The 18767-nt window shown below is 71.7% G+C and carries 21 protein-coding genes and 1 tRNA gene; 8 read left to right on the forward strand and 14 right to left on the reverse strand.

Annotated elements, in window-relative coordinates; translation table 11 throughout:
- Positions 1-14: 14 nt before the first annotated feature.
- Both CXH06_RS14595 and CXH06_RS14600 read right to left on the reverse strand, forming a co-directional pair.
- Positions 15-569, reverse strand: a complete 555-nt coding sequence (locus tag CXH06_RS14595) for a hypothetical protein (RefSeq protein ID WP_198684084.1) — start codon at positions 567-569, stop codon at positions 15-17.
- 75 nt (positions 570-644) lie between these two features.
- Positions 645-1418 carry an ABC transporter ATP-binding protein gene (locus CXH06_RS14600; RefSeq protein WP_114855933.1) on the reverse strand — a complete coding sequence of 258 codons (774 nt, stop codon included), beginning with the start codon at positions 1416-1418 and terminating at the stop codon, positions 645-647.
- Positions 1419-1636: 218 nt separating this feature from the next.
- Between CXH06_RS14600 and CXH06_RS14605 the strand changes: the two genes are divergently transcribed.
- Together CXH06_RS14605 and CXH06_RS14610 are read left to right on the forward strand one after the other, a co-directional pair.
- Positions 1637-2533 carry an SDR family oxidoreductase gene (locus CXH06_RS14605; RefSeq protein ID WP_114855934.1) on the forward strand — a complete coding sequence of 299 codons (897 nt, stop codon included), beginning with the start codon at positions 1637-1639 and terminating at the stop codon, positions 2531-2533.
- 64 nt (positions 2534-2597) lie between these two features.
- On the forward strand, positions 2598-3203 hold the full coding sequence (locus CXH06_RS14610) for a cysteine hydrolase family protein (RefSeq protein WP_114855935.1): 606 nt from the start codon (positions 2598-2600) through the stop codon (positions 3201-3203).
- Between the two features lie 37 nt (positions 3204-3240).
- Here CXH06_RS14610 and CXH06_RS14615 read toward each other — a convergent pair whose 3' ends face one another.
- The 4 genes from CXH06_RS14615 to CXH06_RS14625 are packed head-to-tail and all read right to left on the reverse strand — an operon-like array spanning position 3241 to position 6346.
- Positions 3241-3576: a metal-sensitive transcriptional regulator gene (locus tag CXH06_RS14615; RefSeq protein ID WP_114855936.1), complete on the reverse strand. Its 336-nt coding sequence runs from the start codon at positions 3574-3576 to the stop codon at positions 3241-3243.
- Between the two features lie 52 nt (positions 3577-3628).
- A complete protein-coding gene (locus CXH06_RS14620; protein WP_114855937.1) occupies positions 3629-5953 on the reverse strand; it encodes a cation-translocating P-type ATPase in 2325 nt (774 codons plus the stop codon).
- Between the two features lie 46 nt (positions 5954-5999).
- The gene (locus CXH06_RS18725; protein WP_255411456.1) at positions 6000-6131 is read right to left on the reverse strand and encodes a hypothetical protein; all 132 of its coding nucleotides are present in this window, start codon (positions 6129-6131) and stop codon (positions 6000-6002) included.
- Positions 6131-6346, reverse strand: coding sequence for a heavy-metal-associated domain-containing protein (locus tag CXH06_RS14625; protein WP_114855938.1), 216 nt, complete (start codon positions 6344-6346; stop codon positions 6131-6133). The genes CXH06_RS18725 and CXH06_RS14625 overlap by 1 nt, the downstream gene beginning before the upstream one ends.
- Before the next feature lie 166 nt (positions 6347-6512).
- Between CXH06_RS14625 and CXH06_RS14630 the strand changes: the two genes are divergently transcribed.
- Entirely contained in the window at positions 6513-7355 is an 843-nt protein-coding gene (locus CXH06_RS14630; RefSeq protein ID WP_157975761.1) for a maleylpyruvate isomerase N-terminal domain-containing protein, read from the forward strand.
- 61 nt (positions 7356-7416) lie between these two features.
- On the opposite strand, the gene CXH06_RS14635 is transcribed toward CXH06_RS14630, so the two are convergent.
- The 4 genes from CXH06_RS14635 to CXH06_RS14650 are packed head-to-tail and all read right to left on the reverse strand — an operon-like array spanning position 7417 to position 11183.
- A complete protein-coding gene (locus tag CXH06_RS14635) occupies positions 7417-8202 on the reverse strand; it encodes an NAD(P)-dependent oxidoreductase (protein WP_114855939.1) in 786 nt (261 codons plus the stop codon).
- Between the two features lie 16 nt (positions 8203-8218).
- Entirely contained in the window at positions 8219-9007 is a 789-nt protein-coding gene (locus CXH06_RS14640; protein WP_114855940.1) for a GTP pyrophosphokinase family protein, read from the reverse strand.
- A 45-nt stretch (positions 9008-9052) separates the two neighbouring features.
- On the reverse strand, positions 9053-9985 hold the full coding sequence (locus tag CXH06_RS14645) for a methylenetetrahydrofolate reductase (RefSeq protein WP_114855941.1): 933 nt from the start codon (positions 9983-9985) through the stop codon (positions 9053-9055).
- Positions 9954-11183: a glycine cleavage T C-terminal barrel domain-containing protein gene (locus CXH06_RS14650; RefSeq protein WP_114855942.1), complete on the reverse strand. Its 1230-nt coding sequence runs from the start codon at positions 11181-11183 to the stop codon at positions 9954-9956. The genes CXH06_RS14645 and CXH06_RS14650 overlap by 32 nt, the downstream gene beginning before the upstream one ends.
- Positions 11184-11252: 69 nt before the next feature.
- Between CXH06_RS14650 and CXH06_RS14655 the strand changes: the two genes are divergently transcribed.
- Positions 11253-12086 (forward strand): IclR family transcriptional regulator, encoded by an 834-nt coding sequence (locus CXH06_RS14655; protein WP_114855943.1) that lies wholly within the window; start codon positions 11253-11255, stop codon positions 12084-12086.
- Positions 12087-12197: 111 nt separating this feature from the next.
- Here CXH06_RS14655 and CXH06_RS14660 read toward each other — a convergent pair whose 3' ends face one another.
- Complete coding sequence (locus tag CXH06_RS14660) at positions 12198-14717, reverse strand: FAD-dependent oxidoreductase (RefSeq protein ID WP_114855944.1); 2520 nt, start codon at positions 14715-14717, stop codon at positions 12198-12200.
- Positions 14718-14792: 75 nt separating this feature from the next.
- A complete protein-coding gene (locus tag CXH06_RS14665; protein WP_157975762.1) occupies positions 14793-15158 on the reverse strand; it encodes a helix-turn-helix domain-containing protein in 366 nt (121 codons plus the stop codon).
- Between the two features lie 96 nt (positions 15159-15254).
- On the opposite strand from CXH06_RS14665, the gene CXH06_RS14670 reads away from it, so the two are divergent.
- Together CXH06_RS14670 and CXH06_RS18470 are read left to right on the forward strand one after the other, a co-directional pair.
- Positions 15255-16118, forward strand: coding sequence for an NAD(P)H-binding protein (locus CXH06_RS14670; RefSeq protein WP_114855946.1), 864 nt, complete (start codon positions 15255-15257; stop codon positions 16116-16118).
- An 86-nt stretch (positions 16119-16204) separates the two neighbouring features.
- Positions 16205-16378 carry a hypothetical protein gene (locus CXH06_RS18470; protein WP_198684085.1) on the forward strand — a complete coding sequence of 58 codons (174 nt, stop codon included), beginning with the start codon at positions 16205-16207 and terminating at the stop codon, positions 16376-16378.
- A 49-nt stretch (positions 16379-16427) separates the two neighbouring features.
- Here the strand turns inward: CXH06_RS18470 and CXH06_RS14680 are convergent, their stop codons facing one another.
- The gene (locus CXH06_RS14680) at positions 16428-17240 is read right to left on the reverse strand and encodes a hypothetical protein (RefSeq protein WP_114855948.1); all 813 of its coding nucleotides are present in this window, start codon (positions 17238-17240) and stop codon (positions 16428-16430) included.
- Positions 17241-17582: 342 nt separating this feature from the next.
- On the opposite strand from CXH06_RS14680, the gene CXH06_RS14685 reads away from it, so the two are divergent.
- Positions 17583-18020 (forward strand): hypothetical protein, encoded by a 438-nt coding sequence (locus CXH06_RS14685; RefSeq protein ID WP_114855949.1) that lies wholly within the window; start codon positions 17583-17585, stop codon positions 18018-18020.
- Between the two features lie 191 nt (positions 18021-18211).
- Here CXH06_RS14685 and CXH06_RS14690 read toward each other — a convergent pair.
- Positions 18212-18287 (reverse strand) — tRNA-His (locus CXH06_RS14690).
- Positions 18288-18417: 130 nt separating this feature from the next.
- Here CXH06_RS14690 and CXH06_RS14695 point away from each other — a divergent pair.
- Positions 18418-18767, forward strand: a 350-nt coding sequence (locus tag CXH06_RS14695) for a thiamine-binding protein (RefSeq protein ID WP_157975763.1), incomplete at its 3' end; no start/stop codon positions are given.

The raw sequence follows: 18767 nt of genomic DNA on the forward strand, positions 1-18767 counted from the left end.
GCCGGGGTGCCGGGTCAGCTCCCGCGACCGACGACGTCGGCCAGGCGGGCCAGGGCGTCCTTCCAGAACGCCTTCGTCTCCGGGATCTGCTCCTGGGAGGCCAGACGGCGGTGCTGCAGGCTCAGGGAGCTGCGGGCCTCGCCCTTCGCCGTGAAGGTCGCGCTGACCCGCGAGTCGTCGGCGTTCCACCGCGCGTTGAAGGTCCGATCCTCCTTCGCGCTCGACGCCGTGAGCAGGCCGGGATCGAGCCAGAGCGCGCGCAGCTCGTCCTCGGCGACATGGCGCCACAGCACGTGCACTGGGAGGTCGAAGGTCTTGCTCGCATTGGCCGCGAAGCCGTCGCTGGTCATCCCGCGCGGGCGCATGCCCTTGACATCCTCGTACCCGATGGCGACGGCCTGCGACCACCACGTGCTCAGCGCGTAGGTGTCACGGATGTGCCGGGCGATGGCGGTGTGGTCCATCGAGGTGGCGCCGATCCCGTCGAGGATCTCCACCCACTGGGGCCATTCCTTCCCGGTGCCGTTGCGGAGCGCCTCGGAGGACATGCCGGGAGGCTGATCGGACATCGCGGGTCCTTTCACCGGGGGAGGGCTGATGACAGGAGCCTAGCGCCGCCGTCGCCGCCGGACCATGGACCTCGATCAGGCGAACCGCCGCACGGCCTCGGCGGCGTTGTCCGCGAGCTCGGCGATCTCCTCGTGCTCGGTGTGGGCGAGGACCTCCTCGAGGGTCCCGGTGGCGAGGATCCGGCCCTCGCCGAGGAAGGCGATCTGCGGGCACAGGCGCTGCAGCAGCTCGACGTCGTGGGAGGCGATCAGTGTGCCGATGCCCAGGCGCGCGATGACATCGGCCAGGCGGGCGGCGATCTCGCCGCGCATGGTCGGGTCCACCGCGGTCAGCGGCTCGTCCAGGACCAGGATCTCCGGCCGGGTGGCCAGTGCGGTCGCGAGCGCCACCCGCTGCGTCTCCCCGCCGGAGAGGGTGCGCATCGTGCGAGGGAGGAAATTCTCGGGCAGGCCCACGCTCTCGAGCATCTCGGCAGAGGAGACGGCGTGGGTGCGTCCGCCCTTGCGCGCCTCCTTCGCGGCCAGCTCGAGCCGCGAGGTCACGGTCTCGCGCGGGTCGGCGATGGTCATCGCGTACTGGGAGACGAAGCGGACCGCCGCGCGGAAGGCGCGGCGCTCCTTCCCGCGCAGCCGGTGCACGCTGCGCCCGTTCCAGGTGACCTGACCCGACGTCGGCTTCAGCGCCCCGGAGAGCGTCTCGATCAGCGTGGTCTTGCCCGAGCCCGATGCGCCGAGCAGTCCTACCGGCGCCTCCCCGGCGCGGAGGGTGAGGTCGACTCCCGCGAGCACGCTCTGACCGGGATGGCCGGCATGCAGGGACGTGGCGGTCAGGGTGCTGGCAGCAGGCATCGTGGACTTTCCTCGCAGGGGGTGGACCCCCGCACTCTACTGCCGGCTCCTGGAGCGGGACTGCACCCGTCCGGCACCGGCCGGGACCGAGCGGTCGGTCGCACTCCTTCCCCTGCCGCGGGGATCGAGGTTACGTTGACGACGTCCCGGGCCGGGGGCGTCGGACCACGCCGTGCGCCGCTCCGCCGGCCCTCCGCGACATGGTGAGAGGAACGATCATGACGACCGACCAGCTGACCTTTCAGGATCCTGTACATCGCTTCCCCGACATCACGCCGCCGAAGCAGCACCAGAGCGAGCCCGGCCTCGATGCCGAGCTCATCCCGCAGACCGATCGCGGGGAAGACTCCTATCGCGGCACGGGCCGTCTGGAGGGCCGACGGGCCCTGATCACCGGCGCGGACTCCGGCATCGGGGCGGCGGTCGCGATCGCCTTCGCCCGGGAGGGCGCCGACGTCGCCCTCTCCTACCTCCCCGAGGAGGAGGAGGACGCCCAGCACATCGCCGGTCTCATCGAGGACGCGGGGCGCACCGCGCTGCGACTGCCCGGGGACCTCGCGGACCTCGAGTTCTGCACCCGTGTCGTCGAGGAGGCGGCCTCCGGGCTGGGCGGGCTCGACGCCGTCGTCAACAACGCGGGCCGGCAGATCGCGATCGAGCGCCTCGAGGATCTCGAGGAGGAGCAGTGGGACGCGACCTTCGACGTCAACATCCGCGCGATCTACCGGGTCTCCAAGGCGGCCCTGCGCCACCTGCAGCCCGGCTCGACCATCGTCAACTCGACGTCGATCCAGGCCTACAACCCCTCCGCGCATCTGCTGGACTACGCCTCGACCAAGGCCGCGATCAACAACTTCACCAAGGGGCTCGGGCAGCAGCTGGCTCCCCGCGGCATCCGGGTGAACGCGGTGGCGCCGGGGCCGATCTGGACCCCGCTGCAGGTCTCCGACGGCCAGCCCAAGGATGCCCTGCCGGAGTTCGGCAAGAACACCCCGCTGGGCCGGGCCGGACAGCCCACCGAGCTGGCCCCGGCCTATGTCTTCCTCACCTCCACGGAGTCCAGCTACGTGATCGGCGAGACCCTGAACGTCAACGGCGGCACGCCGAGCCCGTGACGCCGGCCCCGCCCCCGCCTACGGTGGAGCGGTCGGGGAGCGGCCCCGAGGGAAGGGCGGAACCATGGGACCATCCACCGGACAGGGGCCGGCACGCGCCGGGGCCGACGGCAGCGCCCTGCTGCTGATCGACCTGCAGGAGGCGTTCTTCGACCATCCGGCGCTGGAGGCGTCCCGCGCCGAGGTGGTCGCCGCGGCGCAGCGCCTGGCGGACCAGGCGCGGCGCCGCGACGTGCCGATCTTCCTGATCACCACCGAGCACAGCCGCGACGGCTCCACCTGGACCCTGGGCATGCTCGAGGCGGGGCAGGGCTTCCTCTTCCACGGCGATCCCGGCACGGCGACCGTGGCCGAGCTGGACACCACGGGCATGACCCGGATCGAGAAGACCCGCGACAGCGCCTGGTTCGGCACCGATCTGCTGCTGCGCGTGCGCAACCTGGAGGTGTCCCGGGTGCTGATTGCCGGCGTCTCGACCCACGCCTGCATCGCCCAGACCGCACGGGACGCCTACGCGAACAACGTGCGTGCCGCCGTGATCACCGACGCGGTGGCCGACGAGCAGGTCGAGCACAAGGAGCACGTCCTGGAGCTGCTGTCCGCCGACCGGCAGGCCGAGCTCCTCACCACCGACGAGGTGCTCGCCCGCTGGCGCGGCAAGGGGCGCTGATCGGCGAGGCGACCGGTCCCGGAGTCCCCGACGGAGCTCAGGACCGCACGAGCCGGGCGATCGCCGCGGAGGCCTCCTTGAGCTTCTCCTCGCCCTCGTCGCCGCCCGCGCGGGCGGCATCCAGGACGCAGTGGCCCAGGTGGTCGTCCAGCAGCGCCATCGCCACGCCGTCCAGGGCGCTCTTGAGCGCGCTGATCTGGGTGAGGATGTCGATGCAGTACTTCTCCTCGTCGACCATGCGGTGCAGTCCGCGGGCCTGGCCCTCGATGCGCTTCAGGCGTGCGAGGTAGCGGTCCTTGTCGGACATGTAGCCGTGCCCGGCGTGGTCGTGCGCGTGCTCGGTGGAGGCGGCGGTCGGGTCGACAGTGGTCATCGGTCTGTCCCTCTCGGGTGGGTGTGCGGGTGGAGCGGGGCGTGCAGGGCGATCAGAGCCTCGCCCGGGACCGGTCCGCGCTCTCCTCCGACGCGACGGTCGCGTCCGCGGAGGCCAGCGGCTCGTGCGCGCGGCTGCGGAAGGAGCGCAGCCGCAGGCTGTTGCCGACCACGAACACGCTGGAGAACGCCATGGCGGCTCCGGCGAGCATCGGGTTCAGCAGCCCCAGCGCCGCCAGCGGGATCGCGGCGACGTTGTAGGCGAAGGCCCAGAAGAGGTTGCCCTTGATGGTTCCGAGGGTACGCCGCGCGAGGCGGATCGCGTCGGCCGCGCTGCGCAGGTCGCCGCGCACCAGGGTGATGTCCGAGGCCTCGATCGCCGCATCGGTGCCGGTGCCCATCGCCATCCCGAGGTCGGCCTGGGCCAGTGCGGCGGCGTCGTTCACGCCGTCGCCGACCATCGCGACCACCTTGCCCTCGTCCTGCAGGCGGCGCACCACGTCGATCTTGTCCTGCGGCATGACCTCGGCGATCACGGTCTCGATGCCGACCTCGGCGCCGATCTGCTCCGCGGCGGCGCGGTTGTCGCCGGTGAGCAGGATCGGGGTGAGCCCCAGGCCCTTGAGCTGCGCGACGGCCGCCGCGCTCGAGGGCTTGAGGGCATCGGCCACCACGAGCAGGCCGCGCGCGGCGCCGTCCCAGCCGACCACCACGGCGGTGCGGCCGCGGGACTCGGCATCGGCCTTCGCCGCGGCGAGCTCCGGCGCCAGCTCCTGGCCCAGGAGGCTCTCGCGCCCCACCAGGATCTCCCGGCCCTCGACGAGGCCGCGCACTCCCAGCCCCTCGCGATTCGTGAAGCCGGTGACCGCCGGCAGCGCTCCGGTCTCCTCGCGCGCGCCCTGGGCGATCGCGCGGGCGATCGGGTGCTCGGAGGCGTCCTCGACGGCGCCCGCGCGGCGCAGCAGCTCCTCGCGCTCCACCCCCGGGGTCGGGAGCGCCTCGATCAGCGTCATCACCCCGGTGGTCACCGTCCCGGTCTTGTCCAGCACCACGGTGTCGACCTGGCGCGTGGACTCCAGCACCTCGGGCCCCTTGAGCAGGATGCCCAGCTGGGCGCCGCGCCCGGTGCCCACCAGCAGGGCCGTCGGCGTGGCCAGTCCCAGTGCGCACGGGCAGGCGATGATGAGCACCGCGACCGCGGCGGTGAAGGCGGCCTCGAGCGGGAAGCCGGCCCCGATCCACGCCCCGAGCACCATCACGGCGACCGCGATGACGACCGGGACGAACACGCCGGAGATCCGATCGGCCAGGCGCTGGATCTCCGCCTTGCCCGACTGCGCGTCCTCGACCATCCGCGCCATCTGCGCGAGCTGGGTGTCGGAGCCGACGCGGGTGGCGCGCACCAGCAGCTGACCGCCCGCGTTGACGGTCGCCCCGGTGACGGAGGAGCCCTCGCCCACCTCGACCGGCACCGACTCGCCGGTGAGCATCGAGGCGTCCACCGCGGAGCTGCCGGCCAGGACCACGCCGTCGGTGGCGATCTTCTCGCCCGGGCGCACCACGAACTCGTCGTCCACCGCGAGCTCGGAGACCGGGACCCGCACCTCCGTGCCGCCGCGGCGCACCGCCACGTCCTTCGCACCCATGTCCAGCAGGGCGCGCAGCGCCGCACCGGCCCGGCGCTTCGAGCGCTTCTCGACATAGCGTCCCAGCAGCAGGAACAGCGTGACCCCGGCCGCGACCTCGAGATAGATGTTCGCCGAGCCGTCGCTGGGTCCGATCCGCAGCGTGAACTCGTGGGTCATGCCGGGCATGCCCGCCTCGCCCAGGAACAGCGCGTACAGCGACCACAGGAAGGCGGAGACGGTGCCCACCGAGATCAGCGTGTCCATGGTCGCCGTGCCGTGGCGGAGGTTGACCAGGGTGGCGCGGTGGAAGGGCCACGCCGCCCAGACCACCACCGGGGCGGTGAGGGCCAGGACCAGCCACTGCCAGAAGGCGAACTGCAGGCCAGGGACCATCGACAGCACCACCGCCGGGATCCCCAGCACGGCCGCGCCGATCAGTCGCTGGCGCAGCGAGCGCAGCTCGGGATCCTCCGTCTCCTCGCCCTCGGCTCCGGAGGACTCCGCCTCGGGTGGTGCGGGCAGAGCGGCGGTGTACCCCGTCTGCTCCACCACGGCCACCAGCTCCTGGGCGTCGTAGCCCTTCGGCACCGTCACCCGCGCCTTCTCGGTGGCGTAGTTCACCGAGGCGGCGACGCCCTCGAGCTTGTTGAGCTTGCGCTCGACCCGATTCGCGCAGGACGCGCAGGTCATCCCGCCGATCTCGAGCTCGATCGACGAGCTCGCGGGCAGCGGGGGTGGGGTGATGGTCATGGCGGGGGAACCTCTTCCTCGGGAGGGCGGGCGGGATGCGGCGGGGTCAGTGGCCCGCGGTGCCGGACCAGGTCTCCGCCCACTGGGTGGGGACCAGGAGGTCGGCCAGCAGGTAGGACGCTGCGAAGAGCACCACGAGCAGCAGGCCGTAGAGCGCGAGTCGGGCAGGTGCTCGCATCAGGCGCGCATCGCGGCGTATCCGGCCTCGGCGACGGCGGCGAGCACCGCGGCCTCGTCGACCGGCTGCTCCGTGGTCACCGAGAGACGGCCGCTGGCATGGCTGACGGCCACCTCCTGCACGCCGGGGATCTCGGAGACCTCCTCGCGCACGGACATCTCGCAGTGTCCGCAGGTCATGCCGGTCACCTGGAAGTCGGTGATGGTCTCGCTCATGGTGCGCTCCTTCTGACGGTGCCGTCGTGACGGCGGTGGCATACCCTGGAGGGGTACTTCGTGCCTCCATTTATACCCCTCGGGGGTATGTGGGGCAAGGGGGTGGCGCACCGGGAGACGCCCGCGGGGGTGTCACTCGTCACGCCGACATGCTTCGATGGGCGGCATGAGCTTCGATGCCGCCGCGATCATCCAGCAGGAAGCGGACCGCTTCGCCGCGGCGCTCGTCGCTGCGGACCCCGAGCAGAGGGTCCCCACCTGTCCCGACTGGAACGCCGCCGATCTGCTGTGGCACCTCACCGAGGTGCACGAGTTCTGGTCCGCGGTCCTCGCCACCGGCGCCACCACCGACGAGGAGGTGCAGCCCCTCGAAGAGGGGGTGGCGCCGCGTCCGAAGGACCCCGATGCCCTTCCCGAGCGCCGCGCCGCGGCCACCGCCGCCCTCCTCGAGCAGCTCGCGGCCCGGGCCGATGAGGAGCCCGCCTGGTTCTGGTACGCGGCGGAGCGGACCGTGGGGGCGGTGCGGCGGATGCAGACCCACGAGGCGACCATCCATCGCGTCGACGCCGAGCTCACCGCCGGCCATCCGGTGACCCCGATCGACGCCGAGGTCGCCGCCGCCGGACTGCAGCACGTGCTGCGCGTGATGTGGCCGGCGAGCATCGAGTGGATCCCGGACTGGGCGACCCTGCGTCCCGTCGCGGCCGTGGAGGTCCGCCCGCAGGGCGGCGGCGACCGGCTGCTGGGGATCAGCCGCTGGTCCGGCACGCGGCCCCGGGACGGGAAGGAGTTCGACGCCCCCGTCGGCCGGCTCGTCGAGGACCCGGCGGAGGCCGAGGGGCTCCCGCGCGCGACCGTCTCCGGCTCGGCGCTCGCGCTGGATCTCTGGGCCTGGGGGCGGGAGGCCGCCCTCGATCACCTCGGCGGAAGGAGCGAGAAGGTCGCGATCCACGGCGACCCCGCCGCGATCGACCAGCTGTCCGCCCTGGTCGCCGAGGGGCACGACTGATCGACGTGCCGGAACGTGCGGACGGCAGGAGGTCAGCCCGGCCGCACCGACCGAGCCGCTCTCACGACCCCCGGGGCCAGGTGTCGCGCACCGGGGCGCCGCCCTCGACGACGTGCTCGACGGCGCCGGGCAGCTGGGTCCAGGAGTCCTGCGGGCGGTACCCCAGCTCGAGGGTGGTGTTGGTGGTGGACCAGCGTCGGTTCGGATTGTCGGAGATGGCGTAGTACAGACCGAAGCCCACCGTCGCCTCGATCGCGCAGCGCACCACCTGCGTGCAGTCCGCCGGGCTCAGCCACATGGCGCGCAGGAGGTCGTCCGTCGCCGCGAGCGGGTCCTCGGCGAACCAGCCGATGCGCAGGCAGATCACCTCGAGCCCGAACTCGTCGTGGTAGTAGCGGCCGATCGCCTCGTCGAACGCCTTCGAGACCCCGTAGAGCGAATCGGGTCGGGGAAGCTGCTGCGGGTACACCGGCCACTGCTCGTGCCGGTCGTACATGCCGTTGACATGGTTGGAGGATGCGAGCACCACCCTCCGCACGCCCGCCTCCCGGGCCGCCTCGAGGACGTTGCGGACCCCGATGATGTTGGCCTGGAGCACCAGTTCCCAGCTCGACTCGGGGGAGGAGGCGCCGGCCATGTGGACCACGGTGTCGATGCCGTCCATGAGGGCGAGCACCTCCTCGTAGACATCCAGCTGGGCGATCGCGAGGCTCTGCCCCGCCCGTGCCTTGTCCGGATCCCGGCCGTGCAGCACCAGCTCGTAGTCCTCCTCCAGGGCCGCCGCGAGATGGGAGCCCACGCCCCCGGTCGCCCCGGTGATCAGCACACGCCGCCTCGAGTCGCTCATGCGCCCATTATGAGGCTCAGCGCGCCTCTCCAGAAGGCCTCTGCGGCATCGGACGGATCTCGTCGCGCATCCGCTCCATGCGCGCGTCGAGGTCCGCGGCCACCCGCGCGGCGTCGTCGAGCTCCTCCCGCAGCGCCGTCGGCAGGTTCCGGGCGTACTTGTAGGAGAGCTTGTGCTCGGTGCTCGCCCAGAAGTCCATGGCGATGGTGCGCAGCTGGAGCTCGACGGGCACCAGCTCGGTGTGCTCCGAGAGGTACACGGGCACCCGCACGATCACGTGCAGGGATCGATAGCCGTTGGGCTTGGGCGCGGCGATGTAGTCCTTGACCGCGAGCACCTCGAGGTCCTGCTGGCGGCTGAGCATGTCCGCGATCCAGTAGACGTCCGAGACGAAGCTGCAGGTGATGCGCACCCCGGCGATGTCCAGCACGCGCTCGCGGATGGCGGGGATCGTCATCTCGCCGCCGGTGCGGACGGCCTTCTCGAGCAGTGACTCGGTGGACTTCAGCCGCGTGCGCACGTGCTCGATGGGGCTGTAGTCGTGGATCAGCTCGAACTCCTGGCGCAGGATGTTCACCTTCGTCTGCACCTCGTCGATGCCGAACTGGTAGTGCATCCGCAGCGCGGTGAACTCCGCATGGATCTGACGCATCTGGGCTGCCAGCTGATCCTGATCGGTCTCGGGACTGGTCAGCTGCTCCTGTCGCCTCCGGATCAGCTCGCCGACGAGCTGGACGTCCTCCTCCGTCGACGGCGCGGCGCCCGTCGGGGGTTCCGGGGGCTCCGGAGCAAGCGGTGAGTCCATGGGGCTGCCCTTCGACGGGAACTGCGGCGCGCCGACTGTGCCAGATCACGCTGGACGTCCGGTGGACGCTCCGCCCCGCTCCCGCCACCAGGTGCCCGTCGCCTCGAGCGCGTTGAAGGTGTACACGTGCGCGCCGGCGAGTCCGAGCTGGGGATCCTCGTAGCCGGGGGCGAGCTGCTCGAGCAGCGGGTCCGGCGACCAGCTGCTGCGGCCCAGCAGGTGCCGCATCCCGGCGCCCTGGGCGGCGAGCAGCTTCAGGGACGGCCCCACGCCCACGCGCGCCCCGATCCGCAGCAGCCGGCCGCGGTCCACCGGGCCGGCGATCCCCGGGCGCAGCGGCAGCCCGATCCCCGCCCGGCGCAGCTCCCGGGTCCAGTCCAGCAGCAGCGTGGCGTCGAAGCACAGCTGGCTGACCAGCACCGAGGCGTGCTCCGCCTTCCTGAGCAGAAGATCGGTCGCCGCGAAGGGCGAGCGCACGTAGGGATGCCCCTCGGGGTGCACGCCCACGCCGATCTCGACGCGGTGCCCGGTGCGCGCGATCTCCTCGAGCAGGGCGAGCGTGCCCTCGTAGGGGCCGGCGGGCGTCGTGGCGTCCCCGGCGATGACGAACACCTCCCGGACGCCGGCGGCGGTGAGCTCCGCGAGCTGGCGCTCCAGGGTCCGGCGCGAGTCCACCTGCCGTGCGGCCAGGTGGGGGATCGCCGCGAAGCCCGCCCGGGCGAGGCCGGCGGCGGTGTCGATCGTGGCCTGGAGGCCCTGGCGCGGGGAGGAGGTGACGGTGACTCGCGCCCCGGGAGGGAGGTGTTCGTGCACGGCCCCCACGATGCCGGGCAGCGGGATGACCTCGAACTGCGCGGCGGCCAGGGAGGAGGCCGAATCCCGGGGGAGGGGAGCGGCCGGGGCGCGGGCGGTGACGTCCGGGGGAAGGCCGCGCCCCGGCTCGCTGTCAGCCACGGCCGGGGGCGGCGGCGGTGACATCGGCCTTGGGCTGCTCCTTGGTGGGGTCGATGAAGGGCTTGGGCACCACCACGGCCTCGACCGGGGTCTGGCCGGACGGCTCCGCGACGCCGGGGCGCTCGCCGACGTCCACCTGCAGCTCGGTGCCCACCGCGGAGAGCGCGGCGGGGACCATGGCCAGTCCGATGTTCTTCTCCAGCCGCGGGGAGCGGCAGGCGGAGGTGACCTGCCCGACGCGCTCGCCCTCGTGCAGGACGGGGAAGGCGTCGATCATCGATCCGTCGTTGTAGGTGCCCAGATCCGCCCCGCCGATCTCGAGGCCCACCAGGCGCCGCCGCGGCCCCTCGGCCTTGATCCGGGTGAGCGCCTGCTTGCCGAGGAAGTCCGCCTCCTGCTCGAGATCCACCATCCAGTCGTAGCCCATCCCGATCTCGAAGGGATTGGTGTCCACGGTGATGTCCGCGCCGTGGGCGAGCATCCCGCCCTCGATGCGGCGCATGTGGCAGGGGCCGATCACCCGCAGGCCGTGCGGGCGCCCGGCCTCCCACACCAGGTCCCAGAGGCGCTCGGCGTTCCGGGAGGCCTCGTGGACGTAGATCTCGTAGCCGATCTCCCCGGTGTAGCCGGTGCGCGAGACGGTCACGTCGATCCCCTCGACGTGGAAGTCGTGGAGGTAGTAGTAGGGGATGTCCGCGACGGCATCGCCCAGCAGGTCGCGCATCACGGCGAAGGAGGCCGGGCCCTGCACCTGGACGGGTGCGGCATCGGCCTCGACGATCCGGACGTCCATCCCGGCGTAGGCGGCGACCCCGCGCGCCCACAGCAGGATGTCGCTGTCCGCGAGGGAGAGCCAGAAGCGGTTCTCCTCGAGCCGGAGCAGCACGGGATCGTTGAGGATCCCGCCGTGCTGGTCGGTGAGGAAGACGTACTTGCACTGCCCCACGGCGCACTTCGAGAGATCGCGGGTCACCAGCAGGTTCGTGAAGTCGAAGGCGTCGGGACCGGAGATCTCGATCTGGCGCTCGACGCCGACGTCCCAGAGGGTCGCGCCCTCGAGCAGCGCCCAGTACTCCGCGACCGGGTCGCCGTAGTGGCGGGGGTGGTACGTGTGGTTGTAGACGCTGTACATCGCGACCCCGTGGCGACGCGATGCGTAGAAGAAGGGGGACTTGCGGATCCGGGGGTAGAGCAGCACCTGTGGGTTCGGGTTCACGGTCATCGTGGCCTCCAAGAGATGTGTCCGTAGCCAACTGTGGCACTTCACTGCGCGATGCGCAATCATGTGCGTATGGCGCAACGACAGGGATCGCAGAGCCGAGGCGACGGAGGCGGGGCCGATGCCGGGGTGCGCAGTGCCTCGAGCCCGGTGCAGTCGGTGGAGCGGGCCGCGACGGTGCTCGAGATCCTCGCCCGTGAGGGCGGCGCGGGCGTCGGGGAGATCGCCCGTGAGCTGGGGGTCCATGCCTCCACCGCCTCGCGTCTGATCGGGGCTCTGGCCGCGCACGAGCTGGTCGAACGGCACTCCTCCAGCGGGCAGGTCCGCCTCGGGGTGGGGATCCTGCGCCTGGCCTCGGCCACTCGCTCCGGGCTGGACCTCGTGACGCAGGCGGGCCCGGTCTGCGATGCGCTCGCCGAGGTGCTCGAGGAGACCGTGAACCTCGCCGTCTACCGCTCGGGCGCGGCGGTGAACCTGTACCAGGCGCAGGGGACCAGGACCGTCGCCATGCACAACTGGGTGGGGGACAGGACCGTCCTGCACGCCACCTCGAGCGGGAAGATGCTGATGGCGCATCTGCCGCCCGAGGAGTGCGAGGAGCTGCTGTCCACCACGCTGGAGGCGTTCACGCAGAGCACCCTCACCGACCGCGACGCCCTGCGCGAGGAGCTGCGCCATGCCCGGGAGCGCGGCTGGGCGCAGTCGATCGAGGAGTTCGAGGAGGGGCTGAACGCGGTGGCCGCGCCGCTGCGCGGACCCGAGGGCACGGTCGTGGCCGCTCTCTCCGTCGCCGGCCCCGCCTATCGGCTCTCCCCGGAGGCGCTGCCCGGTGCGGCGGAGGCCGTGCGCCGGGCCGCCGGTCAGATCTCCCGCGCGCTCGGGCACCGTGCGGAGGTCACAGGCTGATCAGCCGTGTTCGATGCGCTGTTCTCCTGCCGTTCGCAGGCTCACAGCACGTCGATCAGCCCCTGCTGGATGCGCTGATCTCCTGCCGTTCGCAGGCTCACAGCACGTCGATCAGCCTTTCATCCGCGCGTCGTCGGGGTCGAAGGGCGGAGTGCGGCCGACGGTCAGCACCGTCACCGCGTGGCGGCCGCCCAGGTACTGCACCTGCAGGCTCTCGCCCTCCCGCGCCCTCTCGGCGGGCAGGTACGCCATGAGCAGGTATCGGCCGAGCGACGGGGCCGGCCCGGCGGAGGTGACGAACGAGCGTCGGCCCCGAGCGTCGACGAGCACGTCGCCGTCGGGCGCGAGCACCGGCTCTCCGCCGGTCGGGAAGCGGGGCGGGGTGCCGCCCGCCGGCGGCTCCATGGCCAGAGTGCACAGCAGCGCCGCGGGCGTTCCCTCGCGGGCAGCGAGGTAGGCCTGCTTGCCCACGAAATCCGCGCGCTTGACCTTCGGCAGCGCCAGACCCGCCTCGACGGGGTCGAACTCCGCCGTGAGCTCGGCGCCCATCAGTCGGTAGCCCTTCTCCAGCCGTCCCGTCGTGCCGTAGACGCCGATCCCCGCCGGGCGGACGCCGTGCTCCTGGCCCGCCTCCCACAGCTGGTCCCAGAGTGCGAGCGCGTGCTCGCTCGCCACATGGATCTCCCAGCCCAGCTCGCCCACATAGGAGATCCGCAGCAGCGAGGCCGGGATGCTGCCCAGCTCCGCGTCCTGCGCAGTGCCGAAGCCGAAGGTGGCATCGGACAGATCGTGCGTCGTCACCGCGGAGAGAAGGGCGCGGGCCCGCGGCCCCCAGACGCCGATCGTGGAGATCGCCGAGGTGCGGTCCGTCAGCTGCACCGAGCCGTCCGCGGGCAGATGGTCCCGCAGCCAGAGCAGGTCGCGGCCGCCCTCGGCGCCGCCGGTGATGATCCGGAAGTCCTCGGAGCCGCGGCGCACGATCGTGAGATCGGAGCGGAAGGTGCCCGCGGGGGTCAGCATCGGCGTGTAGACCACGCGACCGATCGGCACGTCGATGCGCGCCATCGCCAGGTGCTCGAGCAGTCCGAGGGCACCCGGACCGGTGACGTCGAGGATCGCGAACGAGGCGAGGTCCACCATCGCCACGCCCTCGCGCAGGGCGAGGTGCTCGGCCTCGATGATCGGCGAGAACCAGCGTGCGTCCCATTCGTGCTCGCGGACGGGGATCTGCTGCGCGTACCGGTCCAGGAGGTCCTCGTTGGAGGTGTACCACTGCGGCCGCTCCCAGCCCGCCGCCTCGAAGTACTCCGCGCCGAGCGCCTCGGTGCGCGCGTGGACGGGGCCGGTGCGCTGGGGGCGGTCGCTGAGCCATTGCTCGCGGGGGTGGGAGATCCCGTAGATCTTCGGGAACCCCTCCGCGGCCCGGGCCCGGACATGGGCCTCGGTGCGGGCACCGGGGTGGAAGCGGGCGGGGTCCGCGCCGTGCGCATCGATCTCGCTGACGCCGTCGGTGAGCAGCTCGGCGAGCATCCGGCCCGCACCGGCGGCCTCCTTGATCCACACCGCCGCCGCCGACCACAGGCCCCGGACCTCGGGCAGCTCACCGATGAGGGCGCCGCCGTCGGGCGTGACGGAGAGCAGTCCGTTGATCGCCGCCCGTCGCGGAGGTTCCGGATCGCTCAGCAGCTCGGGGAACAGTCCGCGGGCGTGGGCGAGCTGCTCGGCGAAGTCCTCCTCGGTGAAGGGGAAGCTGGTGGGGGAGGCCTGCCCTCGCAGGTCGCCGACGGGCGGGATCTCCTCGCTGCGATGCAGCAGCGGCCGGTGCGCGTAGGAGCCGATCTCGAGATCCGCGCCGCGCTGGCGCTCGTACATCTTGTGGTCCATGTCCCGCAGCAGCGGGACGCTGATCCACTCCTGGGTGGCCTCGAGCTGCGGGATCGGGCCGACGTCGAGCATCTGGTGCACGGCCGGGGTGAGCGGGATCGAGGCGCCGGCCAGGGCGGCCACCTGCGGGCTCCACACGCCGCAGGCGATGACCACGGTCTCGGTCTCGATCGCACCGCGATCGGTGACCACCTTCTGCACCCGCCCGCCGGTGACCTCGAGCTCGAGCACCTCGGTCTCGGGATGGGTGCTGAGGGCGCCGAGCGCCCGGGCGCGCTCGCGCCACAGCTCGCCGGCACGCAGCGGGTCGACGATCGCGCCGGTGGGAGTGTGGAAGCCGCCGATCAGAGCGGAGGCGTCGCAGAAGGGGACCAGCTGCTGGATCTCGGCAGGGGAGATCATGTGGGCCTCCACGCCCCAGGACATCGCCGAGGTCATGCGCCGCGTGAGCTCCTGCATCCGCTCGGCGCTGCGCGCGGCCTCGATGCCCCCGCACACGGTGAGGACGCCGAGCTCGCCGTACTGCCGCAGCGAGTCGACGGTGAGGTCGGTGACCTCCTTGGAATGATCGACGGGGAAGACGAAGTTCGAGGCGTGGCTTGTGGAACCGCCGGGATCGGGCAGCGGGCCCTTGTCGACCTGCACGATGTCGCGCCATCCCAGCTCGGCCAGATGGGCGACGGCGGCATTGCCCACCACCCCTGCGCCGATGACGACGATGTCTGCGCGATCCGGAACCTCAGCCATGGCATCCTCCCGAGCTCGGTGTGAGCGTCCTCACGGTAGCCCAGGGAGGAGAGCGGGCGCCATGGGTGGCGGCACTCAGTCCTCCTCGGTGCTCCCCGTCCGGTCCGGGTGCTGGGTGCCGAGGTGGCTGTAGAGCGTCTCGAGCAGCTCGCGGAAGCGCCCGGCGACGGCGTGGCCGCCCTCGGTCAGCGTGTAGGCGGGACGAGCGCCGTCCATCGTGCGCTGCACGAAGCCGTCCTCCTCGAGGGTGCGGAGGGTCTGGGAGATCATCCGTTCGCTCGATCCGCCGACGCGACGATGGATCTCCCCGAAGCGGGTCGCGCCGTCGTCGAGGGCGACCATGACCAGGGGAACCCAGCGTCCGGTGAGATCGCGCAGCGCGGACTGCGAGGGGCACTGCGCGCTGAAGGCATCGAACGACGGAGTCGCCGGTGGTGTCACAGCAGTCTCCTTCCTCTCCTCGACAACCATCCTAGCGTGTGCTTACGATACGTAAGGACTTACGATCAGTAAGTAATCGAGAGGGAGACCACCACCATGACCATCGCCATCACCGCAGCCACCGGCCAGCTGGGCCGCCTCGTCGTCGACGAGCTGCTCGCCCGCACCAGCGCCGAGCAGATCGTCGCCCTCGCGCGGGACACCTCCAAGGCTGCCGATCTCGCCGCACGCGGCATCGAGGTGCGACCGTTCGACTACGACCGGCCGGAGGCTCTCGCCCCGGCGCTCGAGGGGGTCGACCGCCTGCTGCTGATCTCCGGCGACGCCGTCGGTCAGCGAGTGGCGCAGCATGCCGCGGTGATCGAGGCGGCGACGGCCTCCCGCGTGCCCTTCGTCGCCTACACCAGCGTGCTGCACGCGGATACCGCCCAGCACCTCGCCGTCGCGCCCGACCATGTCGAGACCGAGCAGCTCCTGGCGGACGCGCCCTTCGCCGTGGCGCTGCTGCGCAACGGCTGGTACTCGGAGAACCTCGTCGACGCCGCGGCGCAGGCCGCGGGCAGCGGATACGTGCTCACCAGTGCCGGGGACGGCCGACAGTTCACCGCCGCGCGCCGTGACTACGCCGCAGCCGCCGCCGCGGTGCTCACGGCGGAGACCGCCGAGGCTGCCACCTACGAGCTCGCCGGGGACACCGGCTTCACGCAGGACGAGTTCGCACAGCTCGTCGGCGAGCTCGCGGGAGCCACGGTCACTGCGCAGCACGTCAGCACCGAGGGGCATCGTGCGGCGCTGGCGGAGGCTGGCCTGCCCGACGGCCTCGTCGACTTCCTGGTCAGCACCGAGCAGGCGGTCGCGCACGGCGAGCTGGCCGACCCTGCGTCGGGTACCCTCTCGGGGCTCATCGGTCGTCCCACCACGCCGCTGCGCGAGACGCTCGCGGGAGCTCTCACCCGCTGATCCGTCGGCGGGGCGGGGTGCGCGCCGGACCGTCAGGCCGTTCCGGACAAGACCGACATGTCAGACATCCACGATAGATTCTGGGCATGAGTGATGAAAATCTGGTCCGGGCACGAGCCCGGCATCGCGAGCTCTACGGTCCGCCCATAGAGGCGCGCGCCTACGCCGAGGATCTCGGTGCTGTTCACTGCGAGGAGTGCGGGGCGGTGTACTTCGCGCAGCCGGGGCTGCCGCGCGACGGGCACGATTGTCCTGACTGAGGAGTCGCGGCGTGGGTATGTGGATGCGGATGCCCCGCCCGTTCCGGGGTCAGCCCTCGGACAGCCGACGGCGGATCCTCCGCCGGCGGAGACGTGCGACGCGGCTGGCGCGTGGCCCGCGGGTCGCGTCGGCGAGCGTGAGCTGGTACGGGGACACCGTGATGAGGAGTCCTTGCCGGCGGCGCCGGAGGATGTGCCGTACCACCCGTCGCAGGCCTTCCTCGGTCAGTCGACCCGGACGATCCAGCTCTGCGGGGTGCAGCATCAACTGCAGCCCTCGCCGCTCGAGCACCGCGCGGTCGATCATGCGGAGGGTCTCGGGGACGGGCCGGGAGTCGATCTGCCAGCGGGCGAGGCCGATGCGCACAGTTCCGTCCAGCACCTGCAGATGCGTGCCGTGCAGCATTCCGGACGCCACCGCATGGTGTCGCAGGATCAGCCGCCCGGCTGGGGTCGCCCAGCTCGCGGCGGTGCGCCCACCATCGAATCCGCCGTAGTTGCCCGGTGCGAGTCCGGGCGGGTTCCATCCCCATACCTGGCCACGAGCGGCGGGGAGCTGGTCCTCGATCTCGCGGAGACCACCGAAGATCTCGTCGAGCAGCTCGACCTTCCGTGATGCCGGCCCGTGGGTCGCGGAGTGGTTCCAGACCTCCACGTCCCCGGAGGCGACCCACGTGTTCAGATCCGCCGGCGTGACACCGTGATTCTCCGCGTAGTGCCAGTTCCGGGGGTTGTAGGCCTGGGAGATGCGCCATCGCGCAGCGCGAGCGAGGGGCAGCACCTTGTCGCGGAACGGTGCGAGCCCGTGATCGCATCGCAGGGCGACCGCGGCACGTCCACCGGTGTCGACCGGTCCGCCCATGGCGTCGACGAAACGGTCGACCAGCTCGGAGTGGACGGACTTGGAATCAGGCTAACCGGACTTTCCGACAGGTGACCGGAATCGTGCGGGGATCTCGTCTCGGCAGCGATCTGCTGCTCCTTCGATCGCGAGCTGACCCACGGGTGCGTCGGCCGCGCCGGAGGGTGGATCGAACACAACGGGCGGGTGTGACTCGGGTCACACCAGTATATGGAAACTGCTTGCACACTGAACTCCCGAGAACGTGAGGGGATCATCGGTGTGGACGGCATCACGCCCACGCCACGAACCGGGACGGCCACGCGGCGTGCGCTTCTCTCCACCGCCGCATGGACAGCTCCCGTGGCGGCCGTCGCGACGGCCGCCCCCGCCCTCGCCGTGTCGAGCCGCGCTCCGGCCAACTACGGGCTCAACGCGAACACGGGCATCCACCCCACCGAGATCGAGTCCAATCCCCGCGCCTGGTCCTATCCCGAGGTGTTCGCCGAGGACACCTACTGGATCGAGATCACGATCTCCTACATCGGGGACGACCCCGACTTCTCCCTCATCGACCGGGCCGACGACCAGCCGGAGCTGAATGACTGGGTGCCCCTCGAGCTGACCCGCACTCGCGTCGTGCTGCGGGCGCCGGTCGCGATCGCCAGCACCGGCGGCAACACCCCGAGCACCCACTGGTACTGGAACGGCTCCGCGGAGCCGGGCACGATCACGGTCGACGGCCGGATCGACGGCACCGACTGCGAGCAGTTCGACGAGGGCCAGCAGGTCGGCCCCTGACCCGGAAGGGCTCCACGGTGCCGCGGGCCATCGCGGAATCACCAGGGCGAGCGCTTCCGGAGGCACGCCTCGGGCCTGGTGTCGGGAGCGGGCTCTCGGGTGCGCCGGTCCCGCGGAGGGACTCCTGCGGTGGGTATATGGCCCGCAGGTCCGACGGGCATGAAAAAACGCCCTGTCACCAGGGCGTTTCTTGGGGTGATCGACGGGATTTGAACCCGCGACCGCCTGGACCACAACCAGGAGCTCTACCAACTGAGCTACGACCACCATGTGCGCGCCGTAAGCCCGCAACGAGAGATAAGCATACCGTCTCCGCGGAGCGATCCACGCCCTTCAGGGCCCTGCAGGACTGTGAGACGCATTGCATCGCTGCGGCGGCCCGGCGCAGACTGGCGCCATGATCGTCGCCTTCTCCGTCCAGCCCACCGGCGAGCCCTCGGATCCCGCCCTCGTCCGCGAACTCCAGGAGGGGGCCGACGGCGCGAGCGTGCACGACGCGGTCGCCGCCGCGGTGCGGATCGTGCGCGCCTCGGGCCTGCCCACGCGCACCTCGGCGATGTTCACCGAGATCGAGGGGGAGTGGGACGAGGTGATGGACGTGGTCCGCCGTGCCACCGCCGAGGCGGGCCGTTACGGCTCCCGCGTCTCGCTCGTGCTCAAGGCCGATATCCGGCCCGGCCGCACCGGGGAGCTCGACGGGAAGATCGAGCGGATGGAAGCGGCCGCGGACCGCCTCGAGCAGCGCTG

This window comes from Brachybacterium sp. YJGR34, from assembly GCF_003347015.1.
Lineage (GTDB): Bacteria > Actinomycetota > Actinomycetes > Actinomycetales > Dermabacteraceae > Brachybacterium.

Coding starts and splice junctions, on each gene's coding strand:
- CXH06_RS14595 (WP_198684084.1), bottom strand. CDS start 569: ATGTCCGATCAGCCTCCCGGCATGTCCTCCGAGGCGCTCCGCAACGGC.
- CXH06_RS14600 (WP_114855933.1), bottom strand. CDS start 1,418: ATGCCTGCTGCCAGCACCCTGACCGCCACGTCCCTGCATGCCGGCCAT.
- CXH06_RS14605 (WP_114855934.1), top strand. CDS start 1,637: ATGACGACCGACCAGCTGACCTTTCAGGATCCTGTACATCGCTTCCCC.
- CXH06_RS14610 (WP_114855935.1), top strand. CDS start 2,598: ATGGGACCATCCACCGGACAGGGGCCGGCACGCGCCGGGGCCGACGGC.
- CXH06_RS14615 (WP_114855936.1), bottom strand. CDS start 3,576: ATGACCACTGTCGACCCGACCGCCGCCTCCACCGAGCACGCGCACGAC.
- CXH06_RS14620 (WP_114855937.1), bottom strand. CDS start 5,953: ATGACCATCACCCCACCCCCGCTGCCCGCGAGCTCGTCGATCGAGCTC.
- CXH06_RS18725 (WP_255411456.1), bottom strand. CDS start 6,131: ATGCGAGCACCTGCCCGACTCGCGCTCTACGGCCTGCTGCTCGTGGTG.
- CXH06_RS14625 (WP_114855938.1), bottom strand. CDS start 6,346: ATGAGCGAGACCATCACCGACTTCCAGGTGACCGGCATGACCTGCGGA.
- CXH06_RS14630 (WP_157975761.1), top strand. CDS start 6,513: ATGAGCTTCGATGCCGCCGCGATCATCCAGCAGGAAGCGGACCGCTTC.
- CXH06_RS14635 (WP_114855939.1), bottom strand. CDS start 8,202: ATGAGCGACTCGAGGCGGCGTGTGCTGATCACCGGGGCGACCGGGGGC.
- CXH06_RS14640 (WP_114855940.1), bottom strand. CDS start 9,007: ATGGACTCACCGCTTGCTCCGGAGCCCCCGGAACCCCCGACGGGCGCC.
- CXH06_RS14645 (WP_114855941.1), bottom strand. CDS start 9,985: ATGTCACCGCCGCCGCCCCCGGCCGTGGCTGACAGCGAGCCGGGGCGC.
- CXH06_RS14650 (WP_114855942.1), bottom strand. CDS start 11,183: ATGACCGTGAACCCGAACCCACAGGTGCTGCTCTACCCCCGGATCCGC.
- CXH06_RS14655 (WP_114855943.1), top strand. CDS start 11,253: ATGGCGCAACGACAGGGATCGCAGAGCCGAGGCGACGGAGGCGGGGCC.
- CXH06_RS14660 (WP_114855944.1), bottom strand. CDS start 14,717: ATGGCTGAGGTTCCGGATCGCGCAGACATCGTCGTCATCGGCGCAGGG.
- CXH06_RS14670 (WP_114855946.1), top strand. CDS start 15,255: ATGACCATCGCCATCACCGCAGCCACCGGCCAGCTGGGCCGCCTCGTC.
- CXH06_RS18470 (WP_198684085.1), top strand. CDS start 16,205: ATGAGTGATGAAAATCTGGTCCGGGCACGAGCCCGGCATCGCGAGCTC.
- CXH06_RS14680 (WP_114855948.1), bottom strand. CDS start 17,240: ATGGGCGGACCGGTCGACACCGGTGGACGTGCCGCGGTCGCCCTGCGA.